General features: G+C 43.3%; 17 protein-coding genes. 11 read left to right on the top strand and 6 right to left on the bottom strand.

Annotated features, from left to right (window positions below; genetic code table 11):
- Nucleotides 1–246: 246 nt before the first annotated feature.
- Nucleotides 247–1617 (bottom strand): L-serine ammonia-lyase, encoded by a 1371-nt coding sequence (locus L3V36_RS06610; protein WP_004730160.1) that lies wholly within the window; start codon nt 1615–1617, stop codon nt 247–249.
- A 311-nt stretch (nt 1618–1928) separates the two neighbouring features.
- Here L3V36_RS06610 and L3V36_RS06615 point away from each other — a divergent pair, with 311 nt between their 5' ends.
- Nucleotides 1929–2807 carry a YdcF family protein gene (locus tag L3V36_RS06615; protein ID WP_065682337.1) on the top strand — a complete coding sequence of 293 codons (879 nt, stop codon included), beginning with the start codon at nt 1929–1931 and terminating at the stop codon, nt 2805–2807.
- 4 nt (nt 2808–2811) lie between these two features.
- On the opposite strand, the gene L3V36_RS06620 is transcribed toward L3V36_RS06615, so the two are convergent.
- Both L3V36_RS06620 and L3V36_RS06625 read right to left on the bottom strand, forming a co-directional pair.
- Nucleotides 2812–3489 (bottom strand): hypothetical protein, encoded by a 678-nt coding sequence (locus L3V36_RS06620; RefSeq protein ID WP_029406448.1) that lies wholly within the window; start codon nt 3487–3489, stop codon nt 2812–2814.
- A 216-nt stretch (nt 3490–3705) separates the two neighbouring features.
- Nucleotides 3706–3975, bottom strand: coding sequence for a DUF333 domain-containing protein (locus L3V36_RS06625; protein WP_017094985.1), 270 nt, complete (start codon nt 3973–3975; stop codon nt 3706–3708).
- 370 nt (nt 3976–4345) lie between these two features.
- Here L3V36_RS06625 and L3V36_RS06630 point away from each other — a divergent pair, with 370 nt between their 5' ends.
- From L3V36_RS06630 to L3V36_RS06660, 7 genes are all read left to right on the top strand, one after another.
- Complete coding sequence (locus L3V36_RS06630; protein ID WP_017094984.1) at nt 4346–4864, top strand: NUDIX hydrolase; 519 nt, start codon at nt 4346–4348, stop codon at nt 4862–4864.
- A 497-nt stretch (nt 4865–5361) separates the two neighbouring features.
- Nucleotides 5362–7467 (top strand): LruC domain-containing protein, encoded by a 2106-nt coding sequence (locus tag L3V36_RS06635; protein ID WP_065682368.1) that lies wholly within the window; start codon nt 5362–5364, stop codon nt 7465–7467.
- Nucleotides 7468–7480: 13 nt separating this feature from the next.
- A complete protein-coding gene (locus L3V36_RS06640) occupies nt 7481–7924 on the top strand; it encodes a hypothetical protein (protein WP_017094981.1) in 444 nt (147 codons plus the stop codon).
- Nucleotides 7925–8135: 211 nt separating this feature from the next.
- A complete protein-coding gene (locus L3V36_RS06645; RefSeq protein ID WP_208774708.1) occupies nt 8136–9899 on the top strand; it encodes an ABC transporter ATP-binding protein in 1764 nt (587 codons plus the stop codon).
- Nucleotides 9893–11677 carry an ABC transporter ATP-binding protein gene (locus L3V36_RS06650; protein ID WP_208774710.1) on the top strand — a complete coding sequence of 595 codons (1785 nt, stop codon included), beginning with the start codon at nt 9893–9895 and terminating at the stop codon, nt 11675–11677. Before L3V36_RS06645 ends, L3V36_RS06650 begins: the two co-directional genes overlap by 7 nt.
- Nucleotides 11678–11910: 233 nt before the next feature.
- Nucleotides 11911–12177: a hypothetical protein gene (locus tag L3V36_RS06655; protein ID WP_017094978.1), complete on the top strand. Its 267-nt coding sequence runs from the start codon at nt 11911–11913 to the stop codon at nt 12175–12177.
- A 134-nt stretch (nt 12178–12311) separates the two neighbouring features.
- On the top strand, nt 12312–12749 hold the full coding sequence (locus tag L3V36_RS06660) for a hypothetical protein (protein WP_017094977.1): 438 nt from the start codon (nt 12312–12314) through the stop codon (nt 12747–12749).
- Between the two features lie 138 nt (nt 12750–12887).
- On the opposite strand, the gene L3V36_RS06665 is transcribed toward L3V36_RS06660, so the two are convergent.
- Nucleotides 12888–13379 carry a cytochrome b/b6 domain-containing protein gene (locus L3V36_RS06665; RefSeq protein WP_208774756.1) on the bottom strand — a complete coding sequence of 164 codons (492 nt, stop codon included), beginning with the start codon at nt 13377–13379 and terminating at the stop codon, nt 12888–12890.
- Between the two features lie 300 nt (nt 13380–13679).
- On the opposite strand from L3V36_RS06665, the gene L3V36_RS06670 reads away from it, so the two are divergent.
- Nucleotides 13680–14519, top strand: a complete 840-nt coding sequence (locus L3V36_RS06670; RefSeq protein ID WP_208774712.1) for an alkyl sulfatase dimerization domain-containing protein — start codon at nt 13680–13682, stop codon at nt 14517–14519.
- Between the two features lie 144 nt (nt 14520–14663).
- Nucleotides 14664–15941, top strand: a complete 1278-nt coding sequence (locus L3V36_RS06675; protein WP_017094975.1) for a peptidoglycan DD-metalloendopeptidase family protein — start codon at nt 14664–14666, stop codon at nt 15939–15941.
- A 114-nt stretch (nt 15942–16055) separates the two neighbouring features.
- On the opposite strand, the gene L3V36_RS06680 is transcribed toward L3V36_RS06675, so the two are convergent.
- Together L3V36_RS06680 and L3V36_RS06685 are read right to left on the bottom strand one after the other, a co-directional pair.
- Nucleotides 16056–16376, bottom strand: coding sequence for a heavy metal-binding domain-containing protein (locus tag L3V36_RS06680; protein WP_004730185.1), 321 nt, complete (start codon nt 16374–16376; stop codon nt 16056–16058).
- Between the two features lie 39 nt (nt 16377–16415).
- The gene (locus L3V36_RS06685; protein WP_102452778.1) at nt 16416–17360 is read right to left on the bottom strand and encodes a LysR substrate-binding domain-containing protein; all 945 of its coding nucleotides are present in this window, start codon (nt 17358–17360) and stop codon (nt 16416–16418) included.
- Nucleotides 17361–17451: 91 nt separating this feature from the next.
- On the opposite strand from L3V36_RS06685, the gene L3V36_RS06690 reads away from it, so the two are divergent.
- The gene (locus tag L3V36_RS06690) at nt 17452–18480 is read left to right on the top strand and encodes an EamA family transporter (RefSeq protein WP_208774713.1); all 1029 of its coding nucleotides are present in this window, start codon (nt 17452–17454) and stop codon (nt 18478–18480) included.
- Nucleotides 18481–18509 lie beyond the last annotated feature (29 nt).

Here is an 18509-nt window from a genome sequence, read left to right on the forward strand (position 1 = left end):
TTCAATTGGCTGTTGGATTTTAGCCAATAAAAAAGCCAGCTTGGTGGCTGGCTTTTGTTTGGATATCGAAAACTAAGTTTACAATAACGGTTCTGAGTGAGACGGTTTCTCGTGGTGCGTGTCAACGATGTATTGCGTTTCAACTATTCTCTGTATCTCGACTATTCATCGCATCTAGCTAGTCACCGCATTTAACTGGTCACCGCATCTAACTGGTCACCGCATTTAATTGGTCACCGCATCTAGCTATTCACACGGTGGCGCCATGTGGATCACCGCTAAACCACCTAAAGACGTTTCACGGTATTTCTTGTTCATGTCTTTACCTGTTTGGTACATGGTTGCGATAACCTTGTCTAACGAGATAAGACACTTGCTGGTGCGTTTTAGAGCCATACGTGATGCGTTGATGGCTTTCATTGCCCCCATGGCGTTACGTTCGATACATGGCACCTGAACAAGCCCGCCGATCGGATCGCATGTCATGCCCAGAGAGTGCTCCATTGCGATTTCAGCTGCGATACAGATTTGCTCGTTGCTGCCACCGCGCAAAGCGGTTAAGCCAGCAGCAGCCATTGATGAAGATACGCCGACCTCACCCTGACAACCTACTTCTGCACCAGAAATTGAAGCATTGGTTTTGTATAGGATGCCGATAGCGCCAGAGACTGCCAAGAAGTCTTTCAACTGCTTGGTGTCTAGCTCTTTAATGAAACGATGGTAGTACATTAATACCGCAGGAATAACGCCAGCCGCACCATTGGTTGGAGATGTTACCACTTGGCCACCCGCTGCGTTTTCTTCGCTTACAGCAAAGGCAAACAGGTTAATCCAATCCATGATCTCCATTGGATCATTTTCAATCGAAGCGTTCGCTTCCAACTTTTTCAAAAGAGCTGGCGCTCGACGGGTGACTTCTAGTCCGCCATCAAGAATACCTTCAGTATCAAAGCCACGCTGCATACACAAAGACATCACCTTCCAGATTTGGTCGGCTTTTTGGTCAATTACATCCATATCTTGAAAAGACACTTCATTGCGCAGGATTAAGCCACCAAGGCTAAGCCCTTGCTGCTCTGACAATTCAAGTAGTTGGTCGGCAGAAGAAAAAGGGAACTCAACTTGTGTTTCTGCTTCTTGCTTGCCGTTTTGTAGCTCATCAGCGGTTGCGATAAAGCCACCACCAATTGAGTAGTACGTTTCCATATCTAGAAGACTACCGCTCGCGTCAAAGGCAGAGATGGTCATGCCATTTTCATGAAGCGGAAGATTAGTTTTATGGAAGAGTAAGTCGCTTTCTACATCGAAGTGAATTTCATGGTTACCGCTAACCAGTAGAGATTTATCTTCAATCGCTTTACGCATTGCTTGGTTAGCACTGGTAATCTTAATAGTGTCGGGGCGATTACCGAGCAAACCTAACAAAGTTGCTCTGTCTGTGTGGTGACCAATACCCGTCAATGATAACGAGCCATATAAGTCGATTTGAATACGCTTCACTTGCTTAAGCTGAGCATCAATTTTTTGGGTAAAGTTAAACCCAGCGATCATTGGTCCATTTGTGTGGGAGCTGGACGGGCCAACCCCAATTTTGTAGATATCAAAAATAGACAGCATAGTAACTTCCTGTGAAGACGGTTCGATGAACGAACTCTGGTTAAAGTATATCTTTTGTTAACCTCACTTCTTTGAGTGAGCGTATTCTTTCAATGAGATTAATGTTAACAAGCGTGTAGTTCGATGAAATACAAGACCGTGCTATTTTTGCTTTATATAGCTGCACGTTGATTCTTGTGTACCTTAAGATGTTGCTATCAATAGTGAGCATTATTGCGAGCTACATTTAGGAATTTAAAAATACTTTTGTTAAGAACTATTGTATACATAATTCACTCCATCTAATCACTAAAACGAGACTTGAACATAAAATGAGCATTAATCACCTCCTTATTGTGCTAGGTAAGCGACTTAATGGGAATAAATTGACTGATGAAGGCATCAGTCGAGTTGATGCTTTGGTGGAGTATCTGGCGGGGCCTTTGGCAGAAGAGTCTATTCAGAAAACGGGTGTTGCATTTTGTGGTGGGGTGACAAAAGGTCAAACCACCTCTGAAGCGGATGCAATGCACCAGTATTTTCGAATTCTGGAAAGCCAGCGAGAATATCCGTTTTCCTTGGGGGCGATTTTGCTTGAGCAGAATTCGACAAATACGGTTGAGAACATTCAGAACTTAGCTTCAAAGATGATTGAAAGTGGACTGTTTACCCGCGGGCAGAGTGTGAAGGTGACGTTCGTTTCGAATGACTACCATTTACAACGTATTTTCGAGATCCAATCACTAATGGACGAACAAGGCTTGCTTAAGGTTTTGGTCGAGAAGTGCTCAGCACTTGGGGTGGAACTACAAATCGGTCCTCAGCTAGAAGCTCATGTTGCTGTGCCATATCCTCATCAAAATACTCAAGGGCAATTGTTTTTGTGGATGGATGTGCTGACAACCTATCGAGTTTATCTTGAAGGTGTTTCTGCGGGCACATTCAAGCGAGATTTGGAGTTAGTTAGGGGGGAGCCTGAAAGACTGTCGTTGGAGTCACTGATAGCTGTAAAGGCGTTAGTAAAGGGGGCACCTCATTTTGACATCGTCGACAGCTTACTCCCAGTATTGGAGGGCTGTATCCAGCAGACTTCCGTGGGTGCCGATATAAAAAAAGTCAGGGAATACCTAGCTCTACTAGATACTAACCTGACTTTATTGAATCGTTATTTAGACCCAGAATCGGATCACACACATCGCTGGTGGCGATAGATGTTTATTTCTTTCTCGTGATGCCAATAACGGTCTTTAAGCTCGCAAACGCAATCAGGCAGTAAGCCAAAAGTTCAGTGCCTTCTTCTGCGATAGTCTTTACATTTCTTATGTAATGCTCGCCCATTACGCCATGCCAAAAACTTCCCATGCCAAATAAACGAGAGAAAACAAGCAGAAGCATTACACCAGTAACCAGAAGGTTCATGTGCGGTGAAGCTAAAATAAGCGCCAGTTGTTCGATAGTTTGTTTACCATTTTTAAGTGCATAAAAAATTGCACTCCCGGCTGTGAGAATTGCGGGATATACCCAAGCACCGTGAGTAATCATGTCAAACCAATGGTCTAGTTCTCGGATGAACATTACGGCAAAAAACGCGCTGATTAACATAGCGGCGTGCTTTACCTCAGGGCGCTTTTTAGCGAGGTAAGCAAATGCACCAGAGGAGACGATCAAAAGAAATTGCTGTAGCATTTCAGTGACTGAATTTTCACCGATTTTCCCATTCAAGAAAACGAAATCAATGCGGATTGCAAGGTTGACTATTATACCAATCGCTAAAACCACCAGTGCTGTTTGACAGCGTTTGTAGATTACCTCAGAGGTCGATTGAGATAGATTGAACTCTGGTATCTCAAATGACATATGACTTTGTTCTTTCGATTTTGTTTGTATTTTCATAATCAACACTACTTGTAAATGTTTGTAACAGGCAGGCATTCTATCGGCCTCGGTTAGGGCTATGTCAGGGTAATGTCATAAATAAAACACTGTTCAATTGGTGTGGGGGTACGGTAAACTGCCGCTTGGTAGCGGTCAGTCTACGTAATGTTATGTGATTTGATTAGGTGGGATTCGTGACAGAATAACGTCGTTTACAGGTGCGACGTCATCAGTTCACGATGTCGCAGTTGAGCTTTCTTCTTTTTGCTCATGGTTGTTGCGGTAGTATTCCCATTGCTCGATACGTTCACCGTTATCAAACACGCAATAAGTGGTGCGTTGATTGTTTTCAGTTACGGTTTCTAATTCACCATCTTGTTGAACACAATAAACCGCGGCTGGGTTAGCGACTGAAACACGTTGGCCTTCGCTATATTCTGCATAGTCGTTTGCACAACCGCCCAACACAACGGCAAATACAGCCATCAAACCAATTTTCTTCATGTCTATCTCCTACGTGATAACTCTACAATCGAATGCGTTAAGTTCTACAGAACCAAATGAGAAGCTCTATGAAATTAGTATATTTTAGATTTCAGAAAAGGTTGTCCTAATTTGGTCAAGATATTGAAATAGGTTGATATTTCGCTATTTTTAAGTGCTTTTTGAGTGTTTGATCAAGCTGACATAGCTGATGTTATTGCAGGAACGGCCTCCGTCAATAAGGCGCTACTTGATGGTTGTTTTGACTCGATAGCCGTGGGCGAACAGCGATCAAAAGCAGAGGGTATGTGTTCTAGTGGGGGACGGAGAACCTCGAATCTATTGATGATTATGATATGATGCCGCCAAATTCAGTAGAGCAGTCAGAATCATGAGACACCTAAAAACCACCATCCACCCTGATATCGATCATCTAGACAATAAAACGGTATACAAGCGTAATGCTGCCCGTGCAATTGTCTTAGACGGTGAAAACATTCTGATGCTGTACACCGAGCGTTATCACGATTACACCATTCCTGGTGGTGGTTTGGATGAAGGTGAAGATGTGATTGCTGGTATGGTTCGTGAACTCGAAGAAGAAACCGGTGCAAAGAACATTCATAGCATCAAGCCGTTCGGTATTTTTGAAGAGTTTCGTCCTTGGTATAAAGACGACGCAGATATGATGCACATGATCTCTTACTGCTACTCATGCAAGATCGATCGTGAGCTTGGTGAAACGGCTTACGAAGATTATGAAGTGAAAAATGGGATGAAACCAGTTTGGATGAATATCCATGAAGCGATTGCCCATAATGAAAAGACCATGGCCGAGAGCCCGAAAAAGGGCATGAGTATTGAGCGTGAAACCTTCTTACTGCATTTGATTGCCAAAGAGATGCTGTAAGCAGCAATAACTTTTTCCTTATCAAGCTTCTATTTTTTAAACTTGCTAATTATTAACCGCCTAAGAGTCCTGTGCTTTTAGGCGGTTTTTGTATCTGACATCAACCACTTTGTTTGAAGTGGATGTAGTGCTCGTCTTTTGACTTTCCTATATAGGTATAAATCGTAGTTAAAGTCGGTGGTTTTTAAATTGACGTAACACTTAAGCAATTTGATTCTTATTTTGAATATATCGAGAACGAGCTCTAGATTTAAAATGAAAATAAATAAAATTACCTTTAATTTCATCATCTTAAATTCATGCTTTGCTTAATTGAAAACTTGGCCTTCCTCTTGCTTCATTGACTAAGCAGCTCGCTTTATCGACACCAAAATAACAAACCACTACTTTTGCTTAGTTACGAGTTTGGGATGTGGAAAACTTTTGTTTAACCGTCGTTCAGAGTTCACACACTTTTCAAGGAAATCGCTCATGCGAAGAAGAAGTCGAGGTTTACTATGAAATACAAGCAAGTTATTTATCTTATGACGGCAGTAGTCAGTGTCCCTATTTATGCAACGACGGTGGATTTGGACTTTTCAAACCATATAGAGCCAACTAATGGGAGTAGCAGCTGGGCGGGACCGACGTACGATGGGGTGTCAATGCATTTTCTGAATGTCGGAACACATGATGGAAAAACAATAGATGCCAAAGTGTCTAGTAATGTGTTTGGTGATGCGACATTTTTGTTTCATGCTCCCAACTACAAAGTTGGCGCAACGCAGCCTTCAGGAGATATTGGTTTTCTTTACCAAACTAATTCTGCGGGATCGGCAGGCTTAATCTATACCTTTGAATTTTATGATGGTACGGATGGTCTCTCCGGAACCTTCTCAGTACCTTATACTATTCCTGAGTTTGACATGATTGGTTATGACATCGATGGAGAACCCTCACAGTCTGAACAAGTACGAGTCTTTAAAAGTGAAGGTTTTTTCAGCTATCAACTTGGTAGTGCGAGTGCAAGTTTGACGGCAGAAGAGAGTACCGATGGGACTTCAGTCTTATTCACGGGTCCTGGTACAAACTACTCTGAAACAGACACTTCAGGGGCGGTTAAATTCACCTACAAAAACACTTCTATCGTCACACTTCAGTTTGAAACGGTTACCACGAGTACTGGACCGAACCCTATATTCTCTGCATTTGATGGTAACTGGGAGTTATCCGGTTTTACAACTCCCATCGAAAGCTCAGACGAATCTGATTTTGGTGATGCGCCTGATAGTTACGGCACGTTACAAGCGAGTAATGGTGCTGAACATGCGATTTCGTCAACGCTTTATTTAGGGGCTAGCATTGATGCTGATACCGGCGGACAACCTGGTGCAGCATCCAATGGCGACGACTTGGATATTGGCGGGAACGACGACGATGGAATTACCTTGTTGTCCAATCTAGAAATTGGATTAGACAGCTTAATCAATGTCAACGTAGTCGGTAGCGGCTACCTACAGGCTTGGGCTGACTGGGACATGAATGGTGTTTTCGATGATGACGAGCAAATACTGAAAAATCATTCTGTTGTCGATGGAAGCCAAGTTGTTCCTATTCGTGTCGGCGACGGTGCAGTCGTTGGTACTGTACAAACTCGATTCCGCTTGGCTAGTAGCCCAAACATTCCTAGCGATGGCTATGTCGGTGATGGGGAGGTTGAGGATTACGTTTTCAATGTAACCGACCCAGGGACCACGATCCAACACTCTAATTACTACACTGCGGCCTTTGAAGATAATTGGCCAGAAGTGGGCGACTTTGACTTAAATGATGTCGTTGTTTACTACCGAACCACCATCTTAAGTAAAGACGATGCCGTTCTTCGAATGGATATTACTGGCACTGTCATGGCTTATGGAGCTTCTTACGGCAATGGTTTAGGTTGGAAGCTCAATGGATTCGATGAGTCAGATGTTGATCTGCAAACTGCTCGAGTACAAAAAAATGGGGCGACTCGCGTTAATATTTCACCATTTACTGGTGAGGACAAAGCGGTTGCATCGCCAGGAGGAGACGTTGTCGTTGTTGCATCTCTAAATTTAAGAAACGATCTGCCCATTAATGCCGAGTGTATGTTCCACCGTACTAACCCATCTTGTAGCATGTCGCTGGAAGCAGATAATATGACGTTTAGTATTTCACTACCGTTTGCTTCTGGAAGCGAGCCGACTGTGAGTTCATTGATGCCATTGAGTGGTTTTGACCCATTCATCTTTGGGCCGGGTGAAGGTCAGTATCATGGTGATAGCTTCACTAGTTCTCCGGGTAAAGACTTAGAGATTCATACAGCCGATTTCCCACCGACAACTCGCGGTACGTTAGTCAGTGACTTCTACGGAATTGCGCAGGATGACTCTGACCCGTCGAGCAATAAGTATTATCGAACTACGCAAAATATGCCTTGGGGAATATTAATATCATCTCCTTGGAATCACCCAGCAGAGTACATTGATATCAGTGAGGCATATCCTGATTTTGCCGAATGGGCGACCTCAGGAGGTTCAGCGAAACCAACCTGGTACCAAAACCCGACTTCAGACAAAACTTGGTCAACAGAAGACTAATCAAGGAGGATTTATGAAAACAATCAAACTAATGCTGAGTAGCGTGTCTCTTGTCTTCCTTTCAGCTTGTGGTGGCGGGGGAGGTGGTGGTAGCAGTAGTGCTTCAGCTCCAAGCTCTTCTGCGGCACAACAAGCACAGAAATCGATAGAGTTAGTAGTTCCGGAAGGTTTTGATTTCTCTACTGAAAGAGAGGTTGTTGTCAATGTAGATGTCGGAAGTTCGCAGAGCTCCCGAGGCTTTATGAGCATCTACACTGATTTTAATGGAGATGTTGTCGATTACACCTCACAAGTGTTGAGAACGCCGATCAATGAGGATATTGATTTTTCAACAACACTGCTTCTTCCAAATCATGTTGATAAGGTTTGGGTAGAAGTATGGTATCCATCAGCAATGGGAAGTGAAGTAAAGCGTTTAGTGGACATCAACAATGGGCAGGTAGACGTCGTCCTTTAAATCTCATCATTTAACAAACCTAAAATATTTGCCGCCATTTTGGCGGCAAATTTTCTTTTTGTAGCTTTGAAAAACAACGGAACGATTAAAATATAAATTTGGTTGATATTGTCAACTATGTCTTTTTGGTGTACCTTTAAACCTGAGAATGTACCAAGCTCCCGATGAATCCATGGTACAGCCGCGAACCCGTCCTCAAAGAAAGAATTCCATGAATAAAAGACAGTTTATTGCCCACTATTTGCGTATGAATCGCACTTCTTATTTGTTGGCGATAGTTTTCATTTTTCTCGTAAATTGGCTTCAAGTTGAAATACCACGCTATATCCAATTGGCGATAGATCTGATTGATGATGCTTCTTCAACTGGCCATCAGCAGCTGCAAAGCTATGTTTGGATTGTAGTCGGCATGTCTGTCGCCATGGTGGTGGTGAGAATTCTGTCTCGTATCTATGCGCTTAATCCGGGGCGAATTACAGAAGCAGCGCTCAAAAGTACACTTCTACAAAAGCTGAATCGCTTACCAAGCAGCTTTCATGAACGTTTTGCTTCAGGTCGACTGATCTCGATTATCAATAATGACCTCAGTGGTATCCGACTGCTGTTTGGTGTCGGCTTCTTGCAGTTCTTCAATGCGTTGCTTGCGTTGTCGTTGACACCTCTTTACATGTGGCGTATCTCACCAGAACTCACACTGTACTCGATTATTCCTATCTCAATCGCTTTTGTGATTTTCCGTGTGGGCTTCAAGCGTATGAAAACACTGCATTTAGAGCACATGAAACGTCTACAAAACTTGTCTGCTCAGCTAATGAGTTACCTGTCTGGGATTGATTTGATTAAGAGCCAACTGATGTCACCTTGGGTGAAAGCCGAAACTGAAAATCTTAACCAGTTATTGCTTGAGTGCCGCCTTAAAATCACACGTATTCAAGTCTTCTTTATGCCGGTACTCGACTACGCCAATGACCTGATGAAAATCATCATTCTGGGACTTGGTGGCTTTATGCTAATGCGGCAAGAGCTTACTTTGGGCGAAATAACCGCTTTCCTGACTTATTCTGTTTTACTCGCTATGCCTTTGATGCAACTCGGTAGAATCGCGACCATTTATCAGCGTGGCATGGTAGGTATTCAGAGTGCACAGACTATTCTTAATGCCAAAGTTCCCGAGCTTGATGAAGATAAGCTCACGGAGTTAGATGTTGAATCGCTAAGGGGAAAAACGTTTTCCGTTCGCAACCTCAGCTTCAGCTATTCGGGTGAAGAGCGTGTGATTCTTGATGACATCAGCTTTGATATTCCTGCCGGTAAGAAAGTGGGTGTGCTAGGTGGAATCGGAGCGGGTAAAACGACATTAGTGAACTGCTTGAACCATCACTTGGATGTACCAGAAAGTTCGGTTTTCCTTGGCGAAAGGGATATCACTAGCTTCTCACGCAGTGACTTGCGCCGTTACGTGAAAACCGTGACTCAAGACCCTTTCCTGTTTTCAGCAACCGTCGAGGACAATATCCGCTTTGGCAGCTTAGATACTGACTTGGCAAAGAGTCAGGTTGATGAAGTGCTGGATCTCAGCCAGTTGGCGAGTGACGTTACTCGTTTTGAGCATGGTGACCAAACCTTAGTCGGTGAGAAAGGGATCATGTTGTCTGGTGGCCAGAAGCAGCGTTTAAGTATTGCTCGTGCTTTATTACAACCCACCGATCTGATCATCATGGATAACGTTCTATCGGCCGTCGACTATGAAACAGAACGTAAGATTTTGGAAGGCTTGTTTAAGCGCTTGGAAAATCAATCAGTACTTGTGGTTTCACACCGTGTTAATGCCCTTGAATATATGGATGAAATCATCGTGTTGAACGAAGGTAAGGTGATCGCGAAGGGCGACCATGCAACGTTATTGAAAACGTGTGATTACTATTACGATACATGGCAGTTACAGCAGAATGAAACGGAGGCAGCAGCATGTTAAAAGGTGTTGATCTCAAGTACCTCAAGCACTTTTTTAAGTTTGCTAAGAAATACAAACGCTCTGCGATTCTGGGCATCGCTATGCTTCCTCTCTCTGTCATCACGAGCTTGTTGTTCCCTTGGCTGATCATTCAAGTGATTGATGTTCACCTGAGCCATGGGGATATGGATGGACTGCTCGAGTATGTCTTCTATCTCGTTGCCGTGCTGGTGGCGAGCTATGTGGTGGATACCACCTATTCGTACAACCTGCGTAAAACCGGGCAATACACGATAACTGACATGCGCTCAGTGTTGTTTGCTCGCGTGCTCAAACTGCCGCGCAGCTATTTTGATAACACACCGATTGGTGTAACGCTTTCACGATTAACCAGTGATTTGGAAACCATCGGCGAGACATTTGTTCAGTCGGTTGTAGGTCTAGTTAAAGACAGCATCAATACCATTGCTCTGTTGGTGATGATGTTCTTCATTGATTGGCAGTTAACGATGATTGTATTGATCATTATGCCGCCAGTGATGTATTTGACGGTGTATGTGAGAAACCGACTTCGTGCTTTGTATAAGGTGACTCGTTCTTCGCTCGCTCGCGGTATTGGCTTTTTACAGGAAGTACTATTTGGTATGAAAACCGTTCAGATGTATCGAGCGGAAGAGCAAGTCGAACAACGCTACCAAGGCTATACCGATGAGTTTTTAAGAGCGCAGAAGAAGATCAATAAATACGATGCGATTTTGTTCTCATTTATCTCAGGCATCACCTCAATCACCATCGCAATTATGATCTGGTATGGCTCTGAGCAAGTGATAGAAGGGGCACTCACCTTGGGTGTGCTAATTGCGTTCATCAACACCTTAGAAAAAGTGTTTGTACCTATTCGAGACTTTACCTCCCAAATAGCTTCGATTCAGAGTTCATTTGCAGCGTTTGACCATATTGAAGAGCTGTTTGTTGAGCCGACTGAAGAGGAAGGGCGCAACCTGCTGCCATCTAACAAGGTTGAGAAACAGCTCGAACAGTTTGTGAGCCTTGAGTTTAAGAACGTGAGCTTCCGTTACAAAAACGACTCTCCCTACGTTCTAAAGAATGTCTCGTTTGTATTGGAGAAAGGGCATCAAATCGCGCTTGTCGGTTCTACGGGGTCGGGCAAGTCGACGATTCTGCGTCTAATCTCTAAAACCTACCAAGACTATGAAGGCAGCATTCTACTGAATGGAATAGAGCTGTCGCAGATCTCTAGTGAAGACTCTGCTCATTTGTTCTCAATGATGATGCAAGACGTGCACTTATTTGAAGAGACAATCCAATTCAATATCGCGCTGGGTAAATCGCATTTATCTAGAACTGAGGTTGAGCAGGCAGCGCGCTATGTTTATGCCGATAAGTTTATTGAACAATTGCCACAAGGTTATGACTTCCACTTGGAAAAGAACGGATCCAATTTGTCGGTAGGGCAAACGCAGCTTATTTCGTTTGCTAGAGCGGTTGCACAAGGTGGACAACTGATGATGCTTGATGAGGCGACCAGCTCGGTAGATTCAATCACCGAAGACCTCATCCAAAAAGCGATGCAGCGTCTGTTTAAGGAAAAAACCGTGATTGCGATTGCACACCGTTTGAGTACAGTACGTCACTCGGATACGATTCTGGTATTGGAACAGGGTAAAATTGTTGAGCAAGGTAATCATCAACAGCTAGTCGCACACAATGGAATTTATGCTGGCTTGTTACAAGAGTCGATTGTCGAAACGGGCGATTCTCAAGTTACGGTAGCCTGATTGCCTCAAATCAGGCTGTTGCTTTCGATGAGACGAACTGGTCTTGTCTATGCTTCTCCAGTTTCTATTGTTTTCTAATATTCCCAATAGGTTAGGGAAATTAAACATATTTTTCGATTATTAATATGTTATGATCTCCCTACTACTAAAGGGGTGTCTTCGGGCATCGGGATGTATGCGAGCAAAACGTAAGTGCTTGTGTCAGTCACTTTCTGGCGAATATGGAATCGAAGATGTTGTTGGAAGAAATTGTAGAAATTATCGAATTAACCGACTCAGACCATTTATCTCAAGCAATGGAACTGTTTAACGAGCATGGTTTTGTTGATGCTGAGTCTTTACCTTTTATGAATGTTGTTTTTGAAACAGCACCGGATCACCTTGCGAAGAAGTTGTCGCAGATTGGTTTTAAAGGTTTAGTGCAAGTCGAAAAGAATAAAGATGCATCGGGCTTCACCATTATTGATGCTGACCGTGCTCTGCTAAAAGATTCTGCTTAACTGTAAGACTTTGCTTAGCTACAAGACTCAGCTTAACTGTAAGATTCTTCTTAATGACAAGAATAAGATTCAGCTTAGTGAAAAGACTCTATCCAGTTCAGTAACACCCGTTATGATTATTTGAGGTTAACACAGTGACAACAGCAACCGTTTCATCAACAGAGCAACACATTTCCAATGAACATGCGCTTTTAGGTGCATCGTTATTAGCGTCTCAAAAAGTTGAGTTGGCTCTGTTCAGTGTTATCTCTAAATTAGCTAAAGCACTGCCAAAGGAACAACAGCAGCAGTCGTTAGGTTTGGATTTGGATACCTTTTTAAGGGAAAAGCCAAGTGAGCAAGCCTCTACGCTGAGCCTATACGAACAGACGTTTGGTGAGCAACTTCCTTTAAAAATAAATGAAATCAGCGATTTTATTTATCACCGAAACTTGGTAACTCGTGGCTTTTGGCGTGTGACTGGGGCTGATGTTAAAGGCGGTGAGAAGCTAGCGAACCCAGAGCTTTATTTAAAAGAGTTCTTGGCCAAGTGCGAATACTGGCAAGTGATGATTGATACTCAAACCAAGTAATCAAATTGAAATAAGAAAGCCATAGCGAACATGCTATGGCTTTTTTGTTTGTGTAAACCATGCTGTATTTTTTAAAGCAGATGATTACCACGAATACTGAGAACATCGCTGATATTACTTTAAATATCCCTCCAAAATTTAAAGCATCATCTTCAATACATAGTTCCTAGAGACAAAGTGGTGTTTAAGTGCAGCACAAACATGAAGAACAACTAAACAGGCTAGGGCAATACAACTGGCACGATGTAAATAGAAAAAGAAGCCGTTGATTGCAGGGTCGGTAATTGGGTTGTTCACGCTCACCAACCAGAATAACGAATAAGGTTCTTTTAGCATCAAGTAACCCGTGCTGAAAACCATAAACATCACTAGATACATCAGGGAGTGAGCAAGTTTAGCAATGCATTTTTGCCCTTCAGGTACAGACAGTGGCATGGTTGGCGATGAGCGGAAGTGACTCCAGACATAACGAACCACGAATAATGGCGTCGCAATGGTCGCCAATGACATGTTGAGCATTGACAGAAAAGAAAACAGTTCTGGATGACTGGTGACATAGTGCATCACATACCCTGCGACTGTTGCATAGATGATGACAGACGCCATGACCCAGTGCAGCACCCGGCTCATTAAATCGTATCGTGGATTGTTCAAATTAACCTCGCTCTGATCGTTATTAATATAAGATTCATCTCGATGCAATAAATCAACTCTTGGTATATTCGCATCGCGAATTAATTATATAGAACAGTATTACGCGGTATTTTTATAATTTAGAAATTAATGATGTTGCTTCAGGTGTTTTATAATTATCAATGATGTTTTAGAGTGTTAATTCCAATAAGGAGAAGGCAGAATTGCCGACTTTCTAGCTTGTCTTGCGATTAAGAGATACAGTTAACAAAGATAAAATATATAAGGAATGTATAAATGCTTCGAATCCTATTGATTGCAGTGTTCTCACTGGTCACGACCATGAGCTTTGCAAGCGAGGAAGTTAAATACTCAGAGAAAGAGTATGTAGACCGACCATTGATGGAACGCTACATCTTAGATGAGCTGAAGCAGTTGCGAATGGAACAGCAAGATCTGGAAAGGCGCTTGACCATTCAGATGACCGATCGTGAGCTTACAGTCGCCGATAAGTCATTGAACTATGCCAATGTCACGGTCACGTATTTCTTCTACATTATTGCGGGTGTTGCTTCTCTTATTGCATTGGTTGGTTGGCAATCAATGAAAGATCTCAAACACACCACCAAAGAAATGGCTGACCAGCGACTTAATTCGATTGCTCAAGACTACGAGAAGAAATTCAATGTTCTTGAAAGGGATCTTAAGCGTAAGACCAGAATTATCTCAGAGAACAACCGAGAAATCGAAATCATCAATGAGATTCACAATTTATGGCTCAGAGCGCAAAACGCTCAAACGGCCGAGCAGAAGATTGAAATTTACGATGAGATATTGAAGGTTCGTCCGGGTGATTTAGAAGCGTTGACCTATAAAGCGGATGCTGCGATGGATATGCAGGAATACCACTGGGCAATGAGCCTATGTAACCGCGTGTTAGAAGTGGATGACCAAAATGCCCACGCCTTGTATCAACGTGCTTGTTCGTATGCAAGGTTAGGAGCAGAAGGTCAGGCTATCGATGACTTAGAGCGTTCTATTGAAGCGAGTGGTTCAATGAGAGAGTTGCTAGTTGAAGAACCAGACTTTGAAATGCTGCGCGGCTTAGATCGTTTTGAAGCGCTTTGTGAAGAGTAATGTCACATAAGGTGGTGGGCTTCACACGCCCACCATATTTTGGCAACTTTTGTGGAACGGTTTCTTACATTACGTTTATTTTTTTGAATTGATTGTTATGTTATAACATTTGCCAAGTTCCTTGTTATAACCGCTAAGTATTTTATGAAGTTCCTCCCTATTGGCCTGATCGTTATCGCTATCAGTGCATTCTCACTTTCCGTTTTGCTCCATTTTCAATCCGAAGCACCAGAAGAAATCTCAATTCAAGTCACCCCTTATAAAGACTTATTAACTCATCAAGAGGGGGCATCAAACTCATATACAGATTCAGAGGCAAGCTCAAGAACGTTGGTAAAAGTTCATTACTTCGTGAAGGTTGGAGATACGCTCAGCAACATCTTTTCGTCATGGAAACTGCCTTATGAGACAGTTCAAAAAGTGATGGAAGCGGATCTTGAGTCTTTGAAGCTCGATACAATAAAACCTGGCGATCATCTAGAGTTGCTTTTGGATAGTGACTCTAAACAACTCGTAGAGCTGATTTTCCATGAAAGTCTCGTAGAGCAAGCTGTCTTCACTAAAAATGATGATGGAAGCTTTAATTACCAATTCCATGAAATGCCTAGCGAATGGAAAGAAAAGCTCTATAAAGGCACTGTTCATGGCAGTTTTTCAACGTCAGCATACAAAGCGGGATTAACAACCGCCCAGATAGCCAATATTACTCGAACGTTAAGAGACAAGATTAACTTCTCAAAGCAGTTAAGAGCGGGCGATGAGTTTAATGTGTTGGTCAATGAGCAATACACAGGCGACCATCTAACAGGAAAAACAGAGGTCCAAGGCATATCGATTACGTTACGAGGTAAGGAAGTGGCCGCGTTTCTTGCTCCAGATGGACGCTTCTACGACAGAGAGGGTAATAGCCTTGAGCAAGCGTTCAATCGCTACCCAATAGACAAACAATTCCGAAGAATTACTTCGCCATTTAACCCGTACCGTAAGCACCCAGTGACCGGACGTATATCTCCGCATAATGGTACTGACTTCGCAACACCCGTAGGGTCGCCAGTTTATTCAACCGGTGATGGTCGAGTTATTGCTATTCGTAATCACCCATATGCAGGGAAATACATAGTGATTGAACATAACAGTGTTTACAAAACTCGCTATCTGCATTTGAGCCGATTCTTGGTTAAGAAGGGGCAACAGGTTAAGCGTGGGCAGAAAATAGCGTTGTCTGGCACGACAGGTCGCGTAACCGGGCCGCATTTGCATTTTGAAGTACTGGTGCGTGGAAGAGCTGTGGATTCGATGAAAGCGAACTTACCTTTAGCGAGTTCTATCTTACCTGAAAATAAAGGTGCATTCTTGGCGAGAGTTGCCTCGTTTGATGACATGCTCTCCGGGCAAAAGGTTGCACGAGTAACATCAAGCTAAGTATCAGCTTATAACTGTTCTAACCCTTTGGCGGCTAATCATCAAAGGGTTGGAACGAGTTTTCATTAGGCTGCCTGATTGCTCAATAGCTTAATAGATTAAGTGATTAAGCGATTAAGCGACGACAACCGCCGTGCCGCTCGCTGATACCATCAACATGCCATTACCTGTTCCCAAGACTTCATAATCTATATCGACACCTACCACCGCGTTGGCACCCGCTTCAATCGCTTTCTGTTCTAACTCTTTGAACGCGTAGTTACGTGCTTTTTCCAGTTCTTTCTCGTAGGTGCCAGAACGTCCACCCACAAAGTCGCGAATTCCTGAAAACATATCTTTGAAAACGTTCACCCCTAGAATGGCTTCTCCGGCAATAACCCCTTTGTAATCGACAATGCGCTTGCCTTCGACTGATTGTGTGGTGGTAATAATCATAATGGCCTCTTGTAAGCTTGTTGAGCTGTCACTCGCTTATTAATTGATAGTTTGGTCTTGCTCTTGAATGTCATCGTTCAGTGCTGTCTCTGAGCGTGTGAATTCATGTCTTAACCATGTTCTCAGTTTTAGCACACTTTCTTGTTTTAATTTGTTTTTTGGGCAAACAAAATAGAAATCTTGGTGTGGGTTCGCGACGGGTTCGCCCAACTCCACTAGCATCCCATGGCTGATGTCATCTTTCACAAACAAGCGATGCGTAACCAATACGCCTAACGAACGAATTGCAGCTTGAACCGCTTGAATGGAGACATCGAACGTTAGATTGCTATGGAATGTGGGCATTGGGATTTGGTAATTGTCGCACCAGACTTGCCAGTCATGTTGTCGCCTGAGGTTAAAAACGCCAATGGTTGGGTTTTGTTTCACAAGTTGTTCAACGCTTAACCCCATTTGGTTTTTCAATAGTGCAGGGCTGCACACCAATACAAGATCATCGTCGCCCAGTTTCTCGCTGTAATATTGCTCCCACTCGTTGGGCTTGCCATGTACAAGCGCAACATCGACCCCTTCCTGCTCGATATCGAAAGGGCCAGTTAATGTCGAAATACGGATATCAAGTGAGGGAGTAAATGCTTGGAATTCGGGGACTCGAGGGATCCACCAGTGCATCGCGAGTGAGTTCACCATGTTGAGAGTAATGCGGTGATCGTTAGGTGTTCTGGCAAGCTCTTCTGTCGCTTCTATCACCTGTTCCAGTGCTGGCGCGACTTTACGATAATATCGCTTACCTGCGGAATTTAGCACAACACGACGACCTACACGTTGGAACAGCGGCTTATTGACCAGTTGCTCCAATGATTTGATAGCTTGGCTTACCGCAGAATGACTGACGTACAACACGCGAGCGGCGTCGGTCATGCTGCCTGTTTCAGCTACAGCGATGAACGCATAAACGGATTTCAGCGGGACGAGTTTCTTCATTGGTAAGTTTTCCTTACAGTTATGGTTAATATTACTCGCTATTTTTCATCACGTCACGCTTCTAAAATAGGTGTCATAGGAGGTGATAATTATGTCTGATATTACCAAGGCGACGACTTTCATGTTGTTGTCGACGTTCAGTTTGTCTTTGAGTGGCTTAATGGCCAAGTATCTATCTGAAGTGATGCCAATCTCGCTACTCAGTTTTGTGCGTTTTTTGTTACCCAGTCTGTTCTTATTCTTATTCTTGATGTTTTACAAAATAACGAAACCTTCACTCGATATGTGGAAACCTTTAGTGGTGCGAGCGATCTTTATGGTGGCGTGTCAGTGGTGTTTCCTTACTTCACTACAAACCTTAACGCTGGTTGAAGGTGTAGTGTTATTCAGTACGGGTCCGCTGTTTATTCCATTGTTAGAAAAATTAATATTCGGAACCAAGATTCATACAACGACTATCGCATGTTTAGCCATTACATTTTTCGGCGTAGTGATGATGGCAGGGGATTGGTCGCAGTTTGAGTTTGGTTCGGAGTTCTTTAGACCTGCGCTATTGCTTGGACTTCTAGCGGGTGTGTTTAACTCTGGCTCGCAAGTGAGTCTGTACCGAGCATCTAAAACCAGCCTGACACCAGCAGAGCTTAACGCATGGACCTTTTTAGTCGCAGCAATACTCGTTATACCTATGCTCGTGTTTACTTCTGTTTCTGCTGTACCAGATGTACTTAAGGGGGATAGTGTGTATGGAGCTTTAACGACTTTGCTGTCGTTTGATGACTTGCGTTGGATTGGACTTGGTGCATTTGGACTCGCACTGTTTACCATCAATACTCAAATCTTCCGCTCCAAGGCTTATAAGCTTGCAGACAGCGGTTCCCAGTTGGCACCACTGATTTTTACTAACATGCTGTTTAGCGCCTTATGGCAGGGGTTGTTCTTTGATGATGTGTTTTCTACTCAGCAGATGATTGGCATTAACCTAATTGTTGTGGCGAGCATTACCAACACTCTACTAGCTAAAAGACACAGCAAGGCGAAAGCCAACCAGACACCGCGAGTCACAGTGGCTGTAGCGACTGTAGTGGACGTTGCGGTGTTGGATTCTGCGGCTAAAAGCTAATCATTGACCTTATAGCCTAAAGACTAAAG

This window comes from Vibrio sp. G-C-1, from assembly GCF_021728015.1.
In the GTDB taxonomy this organism is placed as follows: Bacteria; Pseudomonadota; Gammaproteobacteria; order Enterobacterales; family Vibrionaceae; genus Vibrio; species Vibrio splendidus.